An 18,521-nucleotide genomic window follows, 5' to 3' on the forward strand; every position below is an offset into this window, starting at 1 on the left:
AAAATTTAACAGGGTATTGTATTACACTGTCGAAATTTGCGGTGGATAAGGCCTTTCTTTTTCAACAGTTTTATATTATAAATATATGTGTTGATTTACATATATGAAGGAGGAAGATGGTCATGGAGGAGGCTAGGCGAATTGCTTTACTGGAAAAGGAGAACTTTGAATTAAAAGAAGAAGTAGATACCTTATTCAATACGGTAGTTCAGTTAAAAGAAAGTATGAATCTTCTTGTTAGCCGTTACATCGTAAATGAGAAAAGCAGGTAAAAAAAGGGCAGGAAAAACCGTTTTTAGTTAGAGACGATATTTTCCTTGCCCTTTTTGATGTTTGAGTAAAATTCTAAAGCTTATTCTCTGGAGTTGCCGTGCAGCTTTCTGGTTAAATCCCAGATCATATCGTGCATCCAGTCTATTGTTTTCTCCAGCTCCGCATTCTTCTGGTGGAGATCTTCGTTTTCGTATTCCAGCTCCTCGTTTCGGGCCTTCAGTTTTGCAATGGCGGAACGGTTATTGGATGTTTTACTCTGTTCTGTGATTCGCTGTACAACTGAGGTCTGAGGAGTTACATTTCCCGCTATCTGATCCGATATTAGTTGGTCACGCATATTGTAATCCATATCCATGAAGTTTTGATAAGACATTGGAAAGACCGTCATAGGTGTTTTGCACACGGGGCATATGGCATTTTTTGAAACCTGGTAAAAGCCATAGCGGCCGCATCTGGAACAATAGTAAACAGTCAATTCACGCATAATTTTATCTCCCGTCATTAAGTGATAGTTTGTAACCCGATATAAATATGGTAGTATCCACTCCACATCTACATTACAACATTTGGTCATAAAATACCATACTTATATACAAAACGTATAAAAAATAAGAAGTGTAACAAGAAAAATTGTATTTTTTTAAAAACATATGGGACGTTTTGCCCTGAATTGTGTCTTGTTAAAAGAAAACTTTGTGCAGTAAGCCTTTTTGTCAGTTTTATTATATGAGAGGCAGAATAAAAAAAGAACAGCCACAAAGGCGGGCTGTACAAAAAAGTATCTTATAAATCTTAATGACAGCTCCATTCAAGGGATTTTATCAATCCATACAGTTTTCTGCCAGGATAATACGCCGGATACCCTCTGTGACTTCTTTAAGCATACCGTAATGATGTCGGAGAGCCACTCGGGTAAATTCCCTCATCTGATTGATAATATCCGCTTACAGGCTATGCTCTGTGCTTCTCACGCTGTCTGCGGCAGTAAAAGGTGCATGCCGGGAACCTGTAGATGAAAACAAAGAAAAAAATACCGCGGTTCCGTCGAAACGGCCTACGGTATTTATGAACGGATGATATTAATATATTACTGGATGATTCCTGAACTGTCAACTGTCCAGACTGTTTCATTTGTATCTTTGATATCTTTGAAGCCTTTTCCTAACTCCGGTTTTGCAGAGGAAGTGGAAGTAGAGGATGCTTTCTGGATGTTGCCGCTTGTGTTAACCAGGTAGCGTTTTTCACCAACCGTCACCGGCTCGTAGCGGAGTTCCGGATCGGCTTTCTGGAGAAGTCCGTTTAAATAAACCTGATTATCACGTTCTCCGTGGTATCCCTGTCCTTTCAGAGAACCTTTTGCATGGAAGTACCATGTCTGGTTTTCTTCGAGGTCTTCATCGTAAATCGTCTGTTTTCCTGTCTGCATTTCACCTTTTTCGTTAAAATAGTATGTTACTTCTTTTCCTGAACCATCGGTCAGAACCTGAATGCCTGTCTGCATTTCACCTTTTTCGTTGAAAGCGTACTTGTTGGAGTTGATAGTAAAAAGTTCAAGTCCTTTTTCAGCGTGGAAAGCTTCGCCGTTTTTAAAGTAGAAGGTAAATTCGTTATCGCTCTCGTTGATTCCGGGAGCCCCTTCAATTGTGTACCAGCCGGTTGCTCTTTTTCCGTCGCTCGCTTCATCGTAGTAGCGGAAATCTTTTAAGGAAAGAGCAGGGGTTGCTTCGCTTTCTGTAGCGGCAGCCGCAGAGGAGATAAATCCGGCTTCGGTTACGTTAACCCAGCCTGTCTGCATTTTGCCGTCAATGAATGTATAGTAGTTACCGTTTATTTTTCTATCCATCTGGTCTGTAATCATTTTTCCGTTTTCGTCAAAATAGCACCAGATGCCTTCATCGTCTGTATCGTGAGTCATTTCTTCTAAAAGCACCCAGCCTGTCTTTCTGGCTCCGTCGCTTTCATTTCCAAGATAGTAGGTAGCTCCGTCAATTTCTACAAGCCCGGTCAGCATCTGGCCGTCCTCGTCGAAGTAGTATGTCTTGCCGCTTATGGTCATCCATTTGGAAGTGACGATTTTACCGTCCTTGCCAAAATAGTGCCAGTTCGCTCCGCCTGGGGCGTCGGGACTGTCGTATTCTTCGTCATTGTCCACGGATACCCACTGGTTTTTCACCATGCGGCCTGTGGAGTTAACATAATACTCGTCGATTCTCTGGCTTACGGCAAGGTCGCCGTTCTCATCCAGGTAGAACCAGTCACTGTCTTTCTTCTTCCAGGTGTTTGTCTCTTTGTAGCCGTCTTCATCATAGAAGAACCAGCTGCCGTCTTCTTCTACCCAACCCTTAGATGCTGCATAAGATGTGTGGATACCTGTGTAATTTGTTGCCATTGGTGCAGCCGCAGCCATGATTGCCGCAGCGGATAATACAGCCATTAATTTTGTTTGCTTGCGCATTTTTTAATCTCTCCTTTTTCGTTAAATGTCTCTGGCCGAAAATCCATCGTTGCATTACGTTGTGATTATAGCCTATCAGGAGAGGGAAAAGATAGTGCAGGTTGCTGGTAAGGATGGAAGGAAATAGGACTTAAGGAAGTGGGGAGGAGAATGGGAGAGATTTACGCCTGTGCGCAGCCTGACGCCGCTCATCAAACAGGGCAGCCGAAGCCCCCGCAGTGTGCAGGGGTTAGGGCATTACGGTACACGGTGTGAACAGTAACGTCAGGGCTGCCTTTGGCAGATTAACGCTGATACAGCGAATCTGTAATAAATTCGACATCCAGGGTTCCGGATAGACGGTTCAAGGTGTCTTTGACATACTGGTTAATACTCTGTGATTTTTCCCGGGCAATCTGGTAATCCATATCTGCGTTAAAATAGTTGTCACCGTGATAGCTGTATCCGTCGAAACCGGCACACGCAGCATGGCGTACGCCTGTTTTAATGAGCACATTTAAAAGCATGACAAATGAATTATCAATAATTTCGGCGTCCAGATCGATCAGGGAGCTGTAGTTTAAGGTGTAATCGAAGCGCTCCTTCACATTGGTGACATTGGATGTCGCAATGACCCTGACTGCATTTTCCGGTGAATCGGAAAGCTCCAGCAGACGGCTGCCGAGCTGGACATAGCGTCTGGAGTTGCTCAAAAATGCATAGTCGATGGAAATGCCGTCTGGAATATAGTTCACGGAAATAATGACAGGTTTTGTTTTTTCAATATAAGAAAGCACCTTTTCTTTCTGAAGTTCCATATTTTTGCCGGGACCCAGGAGAAGGATGGGTTTGCCCGCCAGGCATTGGGCCAATTTCTTTATGTCGGCCTCGTCGTTGCAATCTGTGCTCTGGTAGGTGCGGTACAACTGCTCGATATAGTCTTTATCATAGAGCAGTTTTTTCTCAGGTTCGATGCTGTCCAGGATCCCGTTCAGGGCTTTTAAGGACAGGGTCTGTTTGTCCATCAGGAATTTTACGTAGCTTGGATGACAGTTGTTGGAGGCGGCGATATAGAAGAAAAGATTATATCCCCATGGGGTTTTCCTGAAAAACGGCATGATATTGATATCAATGGCCTCCAGCATCTGGGCAGTATTGTAATTCTTTCCAAAGCAGGTGTTCATGTACATGGAGATCAGTTCCAGCGGAAGGTTACCCGCGCTTTTGCCCATCCCGTATAAGGAGGCATCGACCAGAACCATGCGGTCGGCAGGTTCACGGAGGATATCAATGCTGTTGGAATAGGCTAACTGGAAATTGTTATGTGAGTGATAGCCGATTCCGATTTCCTTTTTCAGATTATGGTTTAAAAGTTCAAAATAGTGCAGCAGGTTCTCCTGGTGCAGCAGGCCGTAAGTGTCTACAATGGAAAGGGCATAGGGTTCCAGCTCATTTACCAGATCGATCAGATCGAGCATTTCCCGGTCGGAATAGCTGGTGATGGAGACGGCCTGTACAAATACGTCATACCCCAGCTCTTTAACCTGACGGCAGTAGTCGATTGCCTCTTTCATCACATGCTTTTTAAAGATCACCCGGATTCCGTCGATAAAAGTCTCCTCACGGCGGGAAATGTTTGAGATGCCGCAGGTTCCATAGTCTATCATGGCGACGATCATCGCATCGCCCTTACTGAGCTTTCCGAAAATTTTGTCTGCACTTTTCGTGTCGGGCATGATCGTCCTGTTTATGTCAAAGGGACGGCGGTCATCCAGAAAACCAATTTCCAGCGTATCCACACCCGAGCTGATAAGGCGTTCAAATATATTGACAATGTTAGCGTGTCCGAAATTCCAGTCGTTGACAAATCCGCCGTCGCGCAGCGTACAGTCGAGTAATTTTACTTCTTTCATAAGTGTTTCTCCCTTCAGGTTTCCGGCTCTAAGCCCAGAAACAATCCAATGTCTGCCGGTTTACCGGCTATATAAACGGGGTCAAACTCTTTCCAGCCGTCCGGTGTGGAGGGGCCGAAGCCATAGGTTACCCCAATCAGATCGGTTCCCGCCTTTCTGGCGCCATTGCCGTCGGAAGCGGTGTCTCCGATCAGAACGGCCTCACCGGGCGACAGGTTCAGTCCGTCCAGACATTTATTCAGCACATCGGTTTTTTGCATTTTGCTGGCAAAATCGCTGCCGCAGATGCAGTCGCAGTAGTCGCTGATGTGGTAATGCTCAAGAAGAGTGACTGCGTAATCCTCCCGTTTCAGCGTGGCAACGCCGATGAGATACCCCTCTTTTTTCAAATCCTCCAGAAGCTTCATCAGGCCCTCGTAGGGAGAGGCCTTCAGAAGATCGTGGTCTTTATAACGGTCCCGGAAAATTTCGGTTGCCCGGACCGCTTCCTCCTCATCGATATCATATACCTGCATAAGAGAGTGTTTGATCGGCGGACCGATAAAGGTCTGCATCACATCCTCATCCGGTGTTTCATATCCCATCATCCTGGTGGTGTAGCGGACACTTTCCAGAACGCCTTCTGCGGTATCGAGCAGAGTGCCGTCCAAATCGAAAATGATGCCGCGGTATCGGCGGTTACTTTTAGGTTTCCGGTTTTCCGGAATCTTCTTTTGATTAACTGGCATTTGTGTGAGACTCCTTTTTATCAATAACTACAATGAATGATTCTCCCTGGCCGCGAACTGTTCCCTGACCCTCTCCAAATCCTTTGGAGTGTCGACGGAAAGCGTGGAACCGGGGATTTCTGCAAATAAAACGGTTTTACCATGTTCCATGAAACGCAGCAAATCAAACTCCTCTATCTGTTCCAGCCGGCCTTTGGGGGTAGAATCAAAAAAGTTCAGGGCCTTCTTGGTATAAACGCCGATACTGACGAATTTCTTATACTGATAATCGAGGCTGCCTTTCGGATAGGGGATGGGGCTGCGGGAGGCGTAGAGGCCTTTTCCGCTGCCGCTGCATACGATTTTTATGTTGGCGCAGTCAAATACTTCCGGAGCTGAGGAAATGGCAGCCATGGCATTTACGACAAAGGGCCGGTCCTCCGCATCCGGGTTTGTCATGGCCGTCACCGCTTTTTTTGTCACAAGTTTGATATCTTCCGGAGTGAGCAGCGGTTCGTCGGCTCCTACCATAACATAAAGATCGGCATCCACCTGTCCCGCGGCTTCACAGATACGCGAGGTGGGATTCTGGTGGCCGGTACCGGTCGTCAGGCAGGGAATCTGATATGTTCCGCAGGCTTCACGGATTGTCTCGTGGCCGGATGCAACGTAGACGGCGTCGAACATACCGCTCGAAACTGCCACATGGTAAACATGCCAGAACAGGGGCCTGTCTCCTAGCAGGGCAAGAACTTTACCCGGAAAGCGTGTGGAGTCAAGCCTTGCAGGTATCATCCCGACAATTCTCATAGTACTGCCTCCTTCCGACGGCGGAGCCGTCAAGCATATAAGCAATTATAGAAAAATTCGGAGGAAAAGACAATAGGGAAATGGATGTGAAAAATGAGGATGGGTGGGAATGGGGTGGTTAGTGGGAGGAGGTTGGTTTTGAGTCCCGGCCGCAGCCTGTCCGGGGCGGAATACGGGCAGAAAAAGTTCCTGCGGGAATCGCTTGCGCTCTATGGAATTCCTAGCGGACACTAACCTCGTGAGAAACCTCGGTAAGTGCCGAGGAACTCCAACGTTCCCGCAGGAATCTTTTTCTCCCTCCTTCCGCCCCGGACAGGCTACGGCCGGGACTCAAAACGCGAAGGTTATTGTCCACCCCATTCCGGATCCTGGCGGGGGCCTCTTTTTTCTTGGGGGGAGGGGAGAAAGATAAAAAGATAAGGAAAAAGAGTGAGAAATGAAATGGCGGGAGAAAGGAGGAAGAGGGGGCGTACCAACTCATTTTATGTCGGGAGCGTGATGGATAATAGGGGGGAGGATGGAAAATATGTGGAGATACGGTATTGGTAAAAGCGATATATGGATATATTGTTTTGGAGATGGTAAAATAGGGATATTGAAGGCGCCGGGACGTTTGGATGAAGGATTGACTAAAGGTGATTTTATAGTTATTGTCCCCGGGTAGTGCATTGCGAGGTGTTTTGACCGTTTCTGTGCATCTCTGTGCATCACGAAATGCAACAATTTATATGATCAGGAGGGAAGATTATGGTTGTTTTGATTGCGGGAGCATCGCATACGGGGAAGACGTTTTTGGCTCAGAGGTTGTTGGAAAGGTATGGCTATCCGTATTTGTCGATTGATTTGCTGAAGATGGGATTGATCAGGAGCGGGAGGACTGAGTTGACGCCGGAGGAGGATGGGGAACTTGTGACGTATCTTTGGCCTGTTGTCAGGGAGATGGTTAAGACGGCGGTGGAAAATCATCAGAATTTGATAGTGGAAGGTGTGTATATTCCCTTTTCATGGAAAGAGGATTTTGAAGAGGATTATTTAAAGGAGATCCGGTTTTTCTGTCTGGTAATGTCACGGAGATATATTGAGAATCATTTCTCTGAGATTGCCGGTTATGCTAATGTCATTGAAAGAAGACTGGATGACTCTTACTGCAGCCGCGATTTGTTAATCAGGGATAATGCATATAATATGGAGATGTGTGCGAAGTATGGATGTGATTCTGTTTTAATCGATGATAAATATGAGGTGGAGATTGAGCTGTAGTATCCGGCAGATTGTGAGGGGGATGGAGGAAACTTCCGGTTATCGGCCCCTCCGATCCCTTTAAAACCTTAAGAAGTAAGAAAATCTTATATATGCAGACTGAAAAGAGTGTGGTATAATGTCGGCGTAGCAGACGTTATACTGCGCATGCCGGGTTCTGCGTCCACCGCAGAAGACCGGGCGCTAAGATCCGTCGGAGACTCATATTCAGGAAGTGAATATGACATAATGTCGGCGTAGCAGGCGTTATAGTATGAAAAAATAAACAATGGAAATTTATAAATAATAGAGTTTGAAGAGGAGAATAAATCACTATGCAAAAGAAAGTTTCCAACTATATTGCGGAAAAACTTTTAGACGCAGGAATTACCGATGTTTTTCTGATTACAGGCGGAGGTGCGATGCACCTGGATGATGCCCTGGGGCATCAGGAAGGTCTTCACTGCATGTACAATCACCATGAGCAGGCCTGTGCCATGGCGGCGGAGAGTTATGCGAGGATTAATAATAAGATCGCTGCTGTCTGCGTGACTACCGGGCCGGGGGGGATTAACGCCATGACAGGAGTGGCAGGCGGTTATATGGATTCCATTCCGATGTTTGTGATTTCCGGGCAGGTCCGTTACGATACGACGGCCAGGAGCACCGGCCTTCATCTGAGAGCCATGGGGGATCAGGAGTACGACATTACGAAATCCGTGGCGAATATGACGAAATACTGTGAGATGGTCATTGATCCGATGAGAATTCGTTTCTGTATGGAGAAGGCGCTGTATCTGGCATACAGCGGCCGTCCGGGGCCTGTATGGCTCGACATTCCGTTGAATGTGCAGGCGGCCGTCATTGAGACGGACGATCTGATCGGTTTTGACGCAGAGGATTATAAGGCAGGCGGGACCGGCTGGAGCGCTCCATCGGCTTCTGAGATACCCGAGGATACAAAAGGGAAGGGAGAGTACCGGGAAACTCTTCCAGCGCCGGTGAGCCGTGATACGGCAAAGGCTATTATTGAGAAGATACGTTCTTCCAAACGCCCGGTAATCAATGCGGGCAACGGAATCCGTATTGGAGCCGCCCATGATGTATTTATGCGCGTTGTGGAAAAACTGGGAATTCCGGTGGCCACGGGAGCAGACAGTATCGACTGCATCTACGATGAACATCCGCTGTATGTGGGAAAAGGCGGCAATGTGGGCGATCGGGCCGGTAACTTTGCAATCCAGAACAGCGATCTGCTGCTTTCCCTGGGAAGCCGTCTGAGCTTCCGTCAGGTTGGATACCGCTTCGATACCTGGGCAAGGGCTGCCTATGTGATTGTTAACGACATCGATGCCGAAGAGCTGAAAAAACCGACGTTCCATGTGGATATGCCGGTTCATGCCGATGTAAAAGATCTCCTCACCGTGATGGAAGAGGTGCTTGACGCGGAGGGAACGCCGGAGGGCGCCGCGCCAATCGCAGAAGAATATAAAACGGCGCAGGAAGAATGGGTGAAAATCTGTCAGGGCTGGAAACGCGATTATCCGGTTGTATTGAAACGCCATCTTGAGGACGGCACGGAGACGGAGGCCAATGTATATGCCTTTGCACGCCTGATGAGCGAACGCCTGAACGAAGGACAGATTGTCGTAGTAGGCAACGGCTCTGCTAATGTGGTCTGCGGACACGGCAATATTATGAAAAAGGGGCAGCGCTTTATTTCCAACTCCGGAATTGCCTCTATGGGGTATGGCCTTCCGGCGGCGATTGGAGCCTGCGTTGCGGACCATGACCAGGATATTGTTCTTGTAACCGGAGACGGAAGCATCCAGATGAATATACAGGAGCTTCAGACCGTGATAGGAAACTATCTGCCGATTAAGATTTTTATTATCAATAACGGCGGTTACCATTCCATCCGCCAGACCCAGAAGAATTTCTTCGGGGAGCCGCTGGTCGGTATCGGCGTGGACAGCGGAGACCTGACATTCCCGAGCATGGAAAAACTGGCCTGGGCCTACGGCTTTCCGTATGTTGCAATCCACAATAACGCGGAAATCGGCGATAAGGTGGAAGAAACCCTGGCTTTGGACGGTCCAGTTATCTGCGAAGTGTTTGTGACGATGGAACAGAACTTTGAGCCAAAGTCGGCGGCGAAAAAACTTCCGGACGGAACGCTCGTGTCACCGCCGCTCGAGGATTTATCTCCATTTCTTCCCGATGAGGAGATGGATCAGATTATGATGATACCGAGAATCAGAAACTGATTTGAAATAAAGGAAATCTGAAATAAAGGAAAAAAGAATGAATATAGTAGTGACCGGAGCGACCAGCTTTGTCGGTACCGGGGCGGTAAAAGAGCTTCTCCGAAGAGGCCATCATGTGTTTGCCGTTCTCAGGGAACACTCGGCAAAGGCGGATTTGCTCCTTGAAAATCATAAAATACCTGAAAATCTTACAATTATTGAAGAAGATTTGGGAAATCTGGGTAACCTTGTTAATAGGATTGGGGAGCCGTGCAGCGTATTTCTTCATATGGGATGGCGCGGCGCCGGCAGCAATTCCAGGAAAGATGCGGGGGTACAGGAGGAAAGCGTGAAGGATTCCTTAAACGCTGTGAGGACGGCTGCGGCTCTTGGCTGCACCCGTTTCCTTTTTACCGGCTCCCAGGCGGAATACGGAATCCATAACACGCTGATGGATGAGAATATTCCCTGCCGTCCGGGCTCTCCCTATGGGGAAGCGAAATTAAAGGTCCGCCATGAAGCGGAAAAGCTTTGCAGGGAACTGTCACTGGATTACGGACATGCCTGTATCTTCAGCACCTACGGACCGGGGGATCATCCGTGGTCCCTCATTTCCACCTGTATCGGTACATTTTTAAAGGGCGGCCACATGGAACTGTCGGACTGTACGCAGAAGTGGAACTTCCTTTATATTGAGGATGCCGGGCGCGCGCTTGCGGCGCTTGCGGAGTATGAGGGCAGACTTTTGGATCACGGCTGCGTCTACAATCTGGGAGGGCCGATGGAAGAAACGGGTCCGCTCCGGAATTTTGTGGAGCAGATTTATGAACTCTGCGGCCGCCGCGGAAGTTTTGAATACGGCCTCCGGCCTCCCAATGCCGAGGGCGTCGTGAACCTGATTCCCGATATCAGGAAGATGGAGCGTGTGGCAGGATGGCGTCCAGAAATAAGATTTGAGCAAGGAATCCGTAATATTTTAAGAAAATTGTAGGTTGTCAAATGCTGTAAAGGCGTTTAGAATATAAGGAAGTTATAAGCTACGGCCATTATTTGTTACTGTTCACTGGTAATGTCCCGCGAGGTGTTTCCTCACATTTTAGTGCGGGAGCGTAAAAGACAGGTAAAAAGAAGAGAGAGAAGTTTCCCAAATGAAAAAAATCAGTATTTTAATACCCTGTTATAATGAAGAGGAAAATGTCGGCCCTATCAGCGAAGAAATTGTAAAAACCATGGAACGTGATTTGCCGGGCTATGATTATGAGCTGGTATTTATCGACAATGACTCATCAGATAATACGAGGCCGGTTCTTCGGAGGCTCTGCAGTGAGAACTGCCGGATTAAGGCGATTTTCAATGCAAAGAATTTTGGACAGTTTAATTCGCCCTACTATGGGATGCTTCAGGTGACGGGTGACTGCGTCATCAGCATGGTGGCGGATTTCCAGGATCCGGTGGAACTGATTCCCCAGTATGTCAGGGAATGGGAGAACGGCTATAAAATTGTAATCGGAATAAAAAAGGGCAGCAAAGAGAACCCGGTCATGTACTGGCTCAGAAGCTGTTACTATAAATTGATAAAGAAATTGTCCGATGTCGAGCAGATTGAGCATTTTACAGGCTCGGGGCTCTATGACAGGGACTTTATTGAGATCCTGCGGGGACTTGACGATCCTACTCCGTTTCTGCGGGGGATTGTGGCGGAACTGGGATATAAGAGGAAAGAGATTCCCTATGTCCAGCCGGAGAGAAGGGCCGGAAAGACACACAACAATTTTTACAAATTATATGATGCCGCGATGCTGAGCATCACATCCTACACAAAGGTAGGACTGCGGCTGGCAACTATTTTCGGCAGCGTCTGCGCCGCCATCAGTATGGTTGTGGCCCTCATATATCTCATCATGAAATTATGGCACTGGTATGATTTCCCGGCCGGCATGGCCCCGGTTCTTATCGGTATGTGCTTTCTGGGATCTGTTCAGATCTTTTTCATCGGTCTGGTGGGAGAGTATATTCTGTCCATCAATTCAAGAGTGATGAAACGGCCGCTTGTCGTAGAAGAGGAACGGCTGAATTTTGATGAAAAAAGTGATAAGGAAACCGGAAACGCAGGTGTGAAAATTTCAGTTGCGGATTCGGATAAAAGTTCGGACGCGAAAACGGTGGAGCCTGATGTCAAATCAGACACGGATTCGGCCGGGAACAGCAGGTGACGGTATGAAATTTAATGTGGATGTGGTAAGAATACGGGAAAATTCCATACAGCTTAACGGCTGGGCCATCGGAAAGACGCCGGATACGAAGATTACGTATGGAGTCGAGGACGAAGCCCATAATCCGCTTCAGTATAAGTATGTTCCAACCAGAAGGGATGATGTGAGCCAAATCTATTTCGGCAGGGTGCTGGACCGGGAATTCGGCTTTGACATCCAGTTTCCTTATGAGCGGGGAAAGGATTATTATCTGGTGATCCGCGGGGAGAGCAGACGTATCAGGGTTAAATACAACGAGGATTTAATTAAGAAGAGAAGCAGTGTGGCCCACAAGAGAATGCAGAAGATACGCGATCTGATGAACATGGAGACGGTCCATGTCTGCCTGGATTTCTGGAAAGAAAACGGGTTTAAGGCTCTTCTTCTGAAATCCCGTCATAAGCTTCAGGGGATTGACAACGATTATGACTACGGAGAGTGGTATTCCCTGACGAAACCGTCTCCCGAAGAACTGGAACGGCAGAGGCAGGAACGCTTTGACTATATGCCGAAGTTTTCCATCGTTATCCCTGTTTTCAAGACGCCGGAGCGGTATCTGAAGGAGATGCTGGATTCAATTCAGGAGCAGACGTATGGGAACTGGGAAGTCTGCGTCGCCGACGGAAGCCCGAGAGGCGAGAGTGTGGAACGCGTCCTGCGCCGCTATGCGGAAAAAGACAGACGTTTTAAATATGTGATTCTCGGAGAGAACAAAGGAATTTCCGGCAATACCAATGCGGCGATTGACATGGCCGACGGCGATTTCATCGTACTGGCCGATCACGACGATGTGATGACGGCGGACGCCCTGTATGAATGTGCAAGGACGATTAATCAGAACCCGGAATGCGATGTTCTTTATTCCGATGAGGATAAAATGGATATGGACGGCGGGGCTCTTTTTGATCCCCACTTCAAACCCGATTTTAATATTGATTTACTGTGCAGCGTCAATTATATCTGCCATCTGTTCGTGGTGAGCCACGAACTGGCGGCTGAGGTCGGAGGATTCAGAAACGAATTCGACGGCGCCCAGGATTACGATTTCATATTCCGCTGTACGGAGAAGGCGGCCAGGATCTGCCATATCCCGAAGGTGCTGTACCACTGGCGCTGCCATCAGGATTCCACGGCCAGCAACCCGGAGAGCAAGCTTTACGCGTTCGAGGCCGGAGCCAGGGCAATCATGGCCCATTATGACAGAGTCGGCATCGAGGCGGAAAAGGTGGAAAAGGGAGTGGATTACGGGATTTACCACTCGGTTTACCGGATTAACGGAAACCCGCTTGTCTCCGTTATTATTCCTAACAAGGACCACCATGTGGATCTGGACACCTGCATCCGCGGCATCTGCGAGCGAGCCACCTACAGGAACGTGGAATTCGTAATAGTTGAGAATAACAGTACGAAAAAAGAAACATTTGAATACTATGATAAGATACAGACGGAATTTACCAATGTCCGTGTCGTAAAATGGGAGCGCGAGTTTAATTATGCGGCGATCAACAATTTCGGCGTGACATTTGCAAATGGAAAGTATCTGCTGTTTTTAAATAACGATACCGAACTGATAGCCCCGAATTTTATCGAGGAAATGCTGGGACTCTGCCAGCGTGACGAGGTGGGCATTGTAGGAGCGAAGCTTCTTTATCAGGATGATACGATTCAGCATGCCGGTGTTGTCGTGGGATTCGGAGGAATCGCCGGCCATACGTTTATCGGCCTGCACCAGGCGGAGAACAGCTATTTCCACCGCGCGATGAGCACACAGGATTACAGTGCGGTGACGGCGGCCTGTATGATGAGCAAGAAGGCTCTGTTTGAGGAGGTCGGCGGCTTCTCGGAAGAACTGGCTATTGCTTTTAATGACATCGACTATTGCATGAAAGTGCGCAGAGCAGGTAAACTGGTGGTATACAACCCATATGCCCTGTTATATCATTACGAATCCAAGTCCAGGGGACTGGAGGACACTCCGGAGAAGGTAGAGCGCTTTAACAGGGAGATAAAGATATTCTCTGAAAAGTGGCCGGAGATATTACGGGACGGCGATCCATATTACAACCCGAACCTGACGCTCAGGAAATCGAATTTTGCCCTGAGGGATCTGAAGAAGGAAAAGATAGGGGAACCATACAAGCTGGAAATTTAAAGGAAATGAATATGGAATTAACAACAACGGTTATTATTCCCAACTATAACGGGCTTAAGTTCATGGATGAGTGTATCGGAGCGCTGAAAGCCCAGACTTACAGGAATTTTAAAATTCTGGTTGTGGATAACGGCTCCTCCGACGGAAGTGTGGAGTGGCTTAACGAGCATCGGATTGAAACGGTTTTCCTCAGTGAAAATACGGGATTTTCCGGTGCGGTCAACATCGGCATTAAAGCGGCGGATACGCCTTATGTGCTTCTTCTGAATAATGATACCAGGGTGGATGAATATTTTGTTGCCGAGATGGTCAGGGCAGTTTCCTGTTCACCGAAGATTTTTTCCGTCAGCAGCAGGATGATTCAGATGTACCATCCGGAGCTTATGGATGACGCCGGTGATATGTACTCTCTGCTCGGCTGGGCCTACCAGCGCGGAGTCGGCCAGGACGTAAAGCGTTACCGGAAACCGTGCAGGGTATTTTCGGCCTGTGCCGGTGCGGCTATCTACCGCCGGGAAGTATTTGAACAGATAGGCTATTTTGATGAGATGCACTTTGCCTATCTGGAAGACATCGACGTGGGATACCGGGCAAAAATTGCCGGATATGACAATATATACTGTCCTCAGGCGGTTGTGTACCATGTGGGCAGCGGAACCAGCGGTTCCAAGTACAATTCTTTTAAAGTGAAGCTGGCGGCGCGGAATAATGTTTATTTAAATTATAAGAATATGCCGTTTTTGCAGCTTCTGGTTAATGCGGTTCCGATCGCAGCGGGGACGTTTCTCAAGTATCTGTTTTTCAGAAAACTGGGGTATGAAAAAGATTATCTGGAAGGTCTGAAAGAAGGTCTTAAGACGGCACACACCTGCAAAAAGGTGAAATACAGGCCGGAAAACCTGAGGCACTATCTCACAATTGAGATGGAGCTGATTGCCGGCACGTTCGTCTATGTATATGAATTTGCCGTCAGAAGACGAAAGAAAAAAATGGCGAAAGTTGAGGTGTCTTAATGAGTTATGAGGACGATGAGCTGGAGCGCATGAGGGCCCGCAGGGAGCAGAGACGTGCTGCCGAAAAACGTGGTTCCGGGCACAGCGCGGAAACGAGGCGCAGTGCGTCGGACAGCGGTGACGCTTTCCGTTCCGGATACAGCGGGCCCAGGGGAAGCAGAGGAAGTTCCGTACGCGGAAGTAAAACCTCAGGCACTTCCGGACGCGGACGCAGAGAACAGAAAGTAAACAACAGAAAGAGAAGGCCTGATAAGAAAAAACGTATCATGATTATTGCGGCGGAGATTCTGATTCTTCTTGTGCTGGTAGTAGGAGCTGCAGGCTGGTACATATACGAAAGAACCTTTGGTTCCCTCCAGGTGATTGACTTTAATGAAGAGGAGGTACAGAACGTAAACCTTACTCAGGATCAGATTGAAGGAATGAAGGGCTATCTGACAATTGCCTGTTTCGGCGTGGATTCCAGAAGTGTCGGCGGTAAAATGAACGTAGGAAAAGGAACGAACGCGGATGTCAATATGATCTGTAACGTCAATCTGGAGACCGGAGAGATTAAACTCGTTTCCGTATTCAGGGACACTTATCTGAATGTAAATGACAAAAATTCTTATAATAAGATTAACTACGCTTATGCGCAGGGCGGACCCGAACAGGCAGTAAAGGCTCTCAATAAAAACCTGGGCCTCAACATGACCCAGTATGCTACATTTAACTGGAAGGCAGTGGCAGATGCCATCAATATCCTTGGAGGGATCGACATCACGATCAGTGAAAATGAATTTTCCTGGATTAATGCATACATTACCGAGACAGTTGAAGAGACGGGGATTTATTCCACCCATCTTAAAAAAGCCGGTGATGTGCATCTGGATGGTGTTCAGGCTGTAGCTTACGGCCGTTTGCGGCTGGGAGATACGGACTTTGCCCGTACGGAGCGTCAGCGTATCGTCCTCAACAAGGCTTTTGAAAAAGCGAAAAAAGCCGACTGGGTTACCTTAAACTGTGTAATTGAGACGGTTATGCCTCAGATTGCCACAAACATTACGATTACCGATCTGATTCCTCTTGCCAGGAATATTACCACCTATCATATGGGGGATACCTATGGATTCCCGGCGGCCAGGGGAGAGATGGACATCGGAAAAATCGGAGATTGCGTTGTACCGCAGACGCTTGAATATAACGTAACAGAACTCCATAAATTTCTTTTTGACGCATCCGACTACAAGGTACCGTCCAATGTCAGCCAGTACAGCGAGCATATCGCCAGTGTCTCAGGAATGTATAATGAGGGAAAACTGATTGGCCATGTTGCGGTTGACCAGGGAGTGAATGCCCGTTCCTATGTAAAGAGACAGGCCCAGAAACAGGCGGATAAGGCGGCAGCAGCGGCAGCCGATAAGAAGGCGGCCGAGGATGCTACGAGGGAATCTTCTACGGAAGAGACCGATGAGACCGACGAATCATCCACCGACGAGAGCGGAACGGCAGACAGCAGCGAATCCAGCACGGAAGACGGTTGGGATGACTGGGACGACTGGCCCGACTGGGACGATGAGGACAATGAGAATTACGGACCAGGCAGCGTAGGCCCGGGAAGCGGTCCCGGATCCTCCACAAGACCTTCAAGCTCCTCCAAACCTGGCTCCGATAAGACGACAGAGGCCGATCCGGACGGCAATGCAACGGGTCCGGCAGCGACAGGACCGGGAAATTCAAATGTGACAAAACCGGGAGAAACAAAGGAGAACAACAGTAAGCCAACGGAGGAAAGCTCTGTTTCACCGAACAGCAATCCAACATCGGGCAGCAACTCTCCTTCGGGGAACAATTCCCCATCGGGCAGCATTTCTCCTTCAGGAAATAATTCCCCGTCAGGCGGCAATTCTTCCTCGGGGACGAATACTGTTTCCAACCAGTCACCTGGCGGAAGCGGTCCTTCAGGACCGGGAGCCTGAGAAAAAAGAATGGCGGTGAAAGGTCCGTAGAACGTGCTTTTCACCGCTTTGATGAATAACAGCAGGATCTAGGTGAGATACTATGATAAAAGATAATCAGAAACGTCTGAATAATTTCCATGTGGTATTGGACGCTATTGTAATATTGCTTTCCTATGCCCTGGCGTGGTATATCCAGATTGGGAATCCGTGGTTTGGTGTAACGCCCCACAATAAACAGGTAATGGCGGTCGTATACCTGATGACTGCCGTGGTTATTGTGCCGTTTTATCTGATCCTTTATGCTTTCTTTCATTTATATACACCGAAACGGGTGCAGGGGCGCAGGCTTGAGCTGGCGAATATTCTGAAAGCCAACACAATCGGCCTTCTGATCATTTCACTGTTCCTGTTCGCACTCAGAAAAAACCCATATTTTGTAAACTTTTCCGGCTCCATGCTGGTAGTTTTTTTTGCAATCAATGTAATCAGTGAGGTCCTGGTCAGGAATATTCTGCGCAAGGCGCTTCGCTCGATGCGTTCAAAGGGGTATAACCAGAAGCATCTCCTCCTTGTGGGATACAGCCGTGCGGCCGAAGGATTTATCGACCGGGTGAATGCCAACCCTGAATGGGGATACAAGGTCAGGGGAATCCTGGACGATCACGAGGAGTGGGGCAAGGAATACAAGGATGTGCGGGTCATCGGCAAAACAACCGATCTGAATACAATTCTTGAGCTTAACACCCTGGATGAGATTGCCATCACGCTGAGTATCAAAGAGTACGGCGCTTTGGAGCGGATCGTGGCCGTCTGTGAGAAATCTGGTGTCCATACGAAATTTATCCCGGATTACCACAACTTTATTCCGACGAAACCATTTATGGAGGATCTCCAGGGCCTTCCCGTCATCCATATTCGCCATGTCCCTCTGACCAGTCTTATGAATGCGACGGTAAAGCGGAGCGTGGATATTTTTGGAGCGCTGGTGGCTCTGGTTTTATTCTCGCCGTTTATGCTGCTGACTGTAATCGGGATCAAGATAACATCTCCGGGACCGGTTATTTTCAGCCAGGAGCGCGTCGGACTTCATAATAAACCTTTTAAGATGTATAAGTTCCGTTCTATGACGGTTCAGCCCGCGGTTAAAGAGAAAAGCCAGTGGACAACGCCGGGAGATCCGAGAGTTACCTCCATCGGCCGTTTTATCAGAAAGACAAGCATCGATGAGATGCCGCAGCTGTTTAATGTCCTGAAAGGCGATATGAGCCTTGTCGGACCGAGGCCGGAACGGCCGTTCTTTGTGGAGAAGTTTAAAGAGGAAATTCCACGGTATATGATTAAGCATCAGGTCAGGCCGGGAATGACCGGTTGGGCTCAGGTCAACGGATACAGGGGAGATACTTCGATTACGAAAAGAATTGAACACGATCTTTACTATATTGAGAACTGGACCCTGGGATTTGATTTCAAAATTTTATTCCTGACATTCTTTAAGGGATTTATCAACAAGAATGCATATTAGTATATATTAGAAGAGGTCAG

The 18,521-nt window shown here is 47.9% G+C and carries 15 protein-coding genes; 10 read left to right on the top strand and 5 right to left on the bottom strand.

Going from position 1 to position 18,521, the window contains the following annotated elements; all coding sequences use genetic code 11:
- Positions 1–122: 122 nt before the first annotated feature.
- Positions 123–272 (top strand): hypothetical protein, encoded by a 150-nt coding sequence (locus EJL91_RS24625; RefSeq protein WP_164516871.1) that lies wholly within the window; start codon positions 123–125, stop codon positions 270–272.
- A gap of 80 nt (positions 273–352) precedes the next feature.
- On the opposite strand, the gene EJL91_RS17015 is transcribed toward EJL91_RS24625, so the two are convergent.
- The 5 genes from EJL91_RS17015 to EJL91_RS17035 form a co-directional block, all read right to left on the bottom strand.
- Positions 353–757, bottom strand: a complete 405-nt coding sequence (locus EJL91_RS17015; protein WP_125143153.1) for a coiled-coil domain-containing protein — start codon at positions 755–757, stop codon at positions 353–355.
- 603 nt (positions 758–1,360) lie between these two features.
- Positions 1,361–2,728, bottom strand: coding sequence for a cell wall-binding protein (locus EJL91_RS17020; protein ID WP_125143154.1), 1,368 nt, complete (start codon positions 2,726–2,728; stop codon positions 1,361–1,363).
- Between the two features lie 284 nt (positions 2,729–3,012).
- Positions 3,013–4,620, bottom strand: a complete 1,608-nt coding sequence (locus EJL91_RS17025) for an aldolase catalytic domain-containing protein (protein WP_125143155.1) — start codon at positions 4,618–4,620, stop codon at positions 3,013–3,015.
- Positions 4,621–4,634: 14 nt separating this feature from the next.
- A complete protein-coding gene (locus EJL91_RS17030; protein WP_125143156.1) occupies positions 4,635–5,348 on the bottom strand; it encodes an HAD hydrolase-like protein in 714 nt (237 codons plus the stop codon).
- Between the two features lie 27 nt (positions 5,349–5,375).
- Positions 5,376–6,137 carry a cytidylyltransferase domain-containing protein gene (locus EJL91_RS17035; RefSeq protein WP_125143157.1) on the bottom strand — a complete coding sequence of 254 codons (762 nt, stop codon included), beginning with the start codon at positions 6,135–6,137 and terminating at the stop codon, positions 5,376–5,378.
- A gap of 517 nt (positions 6,138–6,654) precedes the next feature.
- On the opposite strand from EJL91_RS17035, the gene EJL91_RS24630 reads away from it, so the two are divergent.
- The 9 genes from EJL91_RS24630 to EJL91_RS17075 all read left to right on the top strand — a co-directional run bounded on the left by EJL91_RS24630 (position 6,655) and on the right by EJL91_RS17075 (position 18,501).
- Positions 6,655–6,801, top strand: coding sequence for a hypothetical protein (locus EJL91_RS24630; protein ID WP_164516872.1), 147 nt, complete (start codon positions 6,655–6,657; stop codon positions 6,799–6,801).
- A gap of 83 nt (positions 6,802–6,884) precedes the next feature.
- The gene (locus EJL91_RS17040) at positions 6,885–7,397 is read left to right on the top strand and encodes a P-loop NTPase family protein (RefSeq protein WP_125143158.1); all 513 of its coding nucleotides are present in this window, start codon (positions 6,885–6,887) and stop codon (positions 7,395–7,397) included.
- A gap of 314 nt (positions 7,398–7,711) precedes the next feature.
- Entirely contained in the window at positions 7,712–9,643 is a 1,932-nt protein-coding gene (locus EJL91_RS17045; RefSeq protein ID WP_125143159.1) for a thiamine pyrophosphate-binding protein, read from the top strand.
- 37 nt (positions 9,644–9,680) lie between these two features.
- Positions 9,681–10,613 carry an NAD-dependent epimerase/dehydratase family protein gene (locus EJL91_RS17050; protein ID WP_125143160.1) on the top strand — a complete coding sequence of 311 codons (933 nt, stop codon included), beginning with the start codon at positions 9,681–9,683 and terminating at the stop codon, positions 10,611–10,613.
- Positions 10,614–10,770: 157 nt separating this feature from the next.
- The gene (locus EJL91_RS17055; protein ID WP_243125423.1) at positions 10,771–11,835 is read left to right on the top strand and encodes a glycosyltransferase family 2 protein; all 1,065 of its coding nucleotides are present in this window, start codon (positions 10,771–10,773) and stop codon (positions 11,833–11,835) included.
- A 4-nt stretch (positions 11,836–11,839) separates the two neighbouring features.
- Entirely contained in the window at positions 11,840–14,026 is a 2,187-nt protein-coding gene (locus tag EJL91_RS17060) for a glycosyltransferase family 2 protein (protein WP_125143161.1), read from the top strand.
- An 11-nt stretch (positions 14,027–14,037) separates the two neighbouring features.
- Positions 14,038–15,039, top strand: a complete 1,002-nt coding sequence (locus EJL91_RS17065; protein WP_125143162.1) for a glycosyltransferase family 2 protein — start codon at positions 14,038–14,040, stop codon at positions 15,037–15,039.
- A complete protein-coding gene (locus EJL91_RS17070; protein WP_125143163.1) occupies positions 15,039–16,997 on the top strand; it encodes an LCP family protein in 1,959 nt (652 codons plus the stop codon). The genes EJL91_RS17065 and EJL91_RS17070 overlap by 1 nt, the downstream gene beginning before the upstream one ends.
- A gap of 82 nt (positions 16,998–17,079) precedes the next feature.
- Positions 17,080–18,501, top strand: a complete 1,422-nt coding sequence (locus tag EJL91_RS17075) for an undecaprenyl-phosphate glucose phosphotransferase (protein WP_125143164.1) — start codon at positions 17,080–17,082, stop codon at positions 18,499–18,501.
- The last annotated feature ends 20 nt before the right edge of the window (positions 18,502–18,521 follow it).

It is taken from the genome of Clostridium transplantifaecale (assembly GCF_900626075.1).
Classification (GTDB): Bacteria; Bacillota; Clostridia; order Lachnospirales; family Lachnospiraceae; genus Otoolea; species Otoolea transplantifaecalis.

Excerpts from the sequence above, each read along its gene's own strand:
- EJL91_RS24625 (WP_164516871.1), top strand. The coding sequence starts at position 123 with ATGGAGGAGGCTAGGCGAATTGCTTTACTGGAAAAGGAGAACTTTGAA.
- EJL91_RS17015 (WP_125143153.1), bottom strand. The coding sequence starts at position 757 with ATGCGTGAATTGACTGTTTACTATTGTTCCAGATGCGGCCGCTATGGC.
- EJL91_RS17020 (WP_125143154.1), bottom strand. The coding sequence starts at position 2,728 with ATGCGCAAGCAAACAAAATTAATGGCTGTATTATCCGCTGCGGCAATC.
- EJL91_RS17025 (WP_125143155.1), bottom strand. The coding sequence starts at position 4,620 with ATGAAAGAAGTAAAATTACTCGACTGTACGCTGCGCGACGGCGGATTT.
- EJL91_RS17030 (WP_125143156.1), bottom strand. The coding sequence starts at position 5,348 with ATGCCAGTTAATCAAAAGAAGATTCCGGAAAACCGGAAACCTAAAAGT.
- EJL91_RS17035 (WP_125143157.1), bottom strand. The coding sequence starts at position 6,137 with ATGAGAATTGTCGGGATGATACCTGCAAGGCTTGACTCCACACGCTTT.
- EJL91_RS24630 (WP_164516872.1), top strand. The coding sequence starts at position 6,655 with ATGGAAAATATGTGGAGATACGGTATTGGTAAAAGCGATATATGGATA.
- EJL91_RS17040 (WP_125143158.1), top strand. The coding sequence starts at position 6,885 with ATGGTTGTTTTGATTGCGGGAGCATCGCATACGGGGAAGACGTTTTTG.
- EJL91_RS17045 (WP_125143159.1), top strand. The coding sequence starts at position 7,712 with ATGCAAAAGAAAGTTTCCAACTATATTGCGGAAAAACTTTTAGACGCA.
- EJL91_RS17050 (WP_125143160.1), top strand. The coding sequence starts at position 9,681 with ATGAATATAGTAGTGACCGGAGCGACCAGCTTTGTCGGTACCGGGGCG.
- EJL91_RS17055 (WP_243125423.1), top strand. The coding sequence starts at position 10,771 with ATGAAAAAAATCAGTATTTTAATACCCTGTTATAATGAAGAGGAAAAT.
- EJL91_RS17060 (WP_125143161.1), top strand. The coding sequence starts at position 11,840 with ATGAAATTTAATGTGGATGTGGTAAGAATACGGGAAAATTCCATACAG.
- EJL91_RS17065 (WP_125143162.1), top strand. The coding sequence starts at position 14,038 with ATGGAATTAACAACAACGGTTATTATTCCCAACTATAACGGGCTTAAG.
- EJL91_RS17070 (WP_125143163.1), top strand. The coding sequence starts at position 15,039 with ATGAGTTATGAGGACGATGAGCTGGAGCGCATGAGGGCCCGCAGGGAG.
- EJL91_RS17075 (WP_125143164.1), top strand. The coding sequence starts at position 17,080 with ATGATAAAAGATAATCAGAAACGTCTGAATAATTTCCATGTGGTATTG.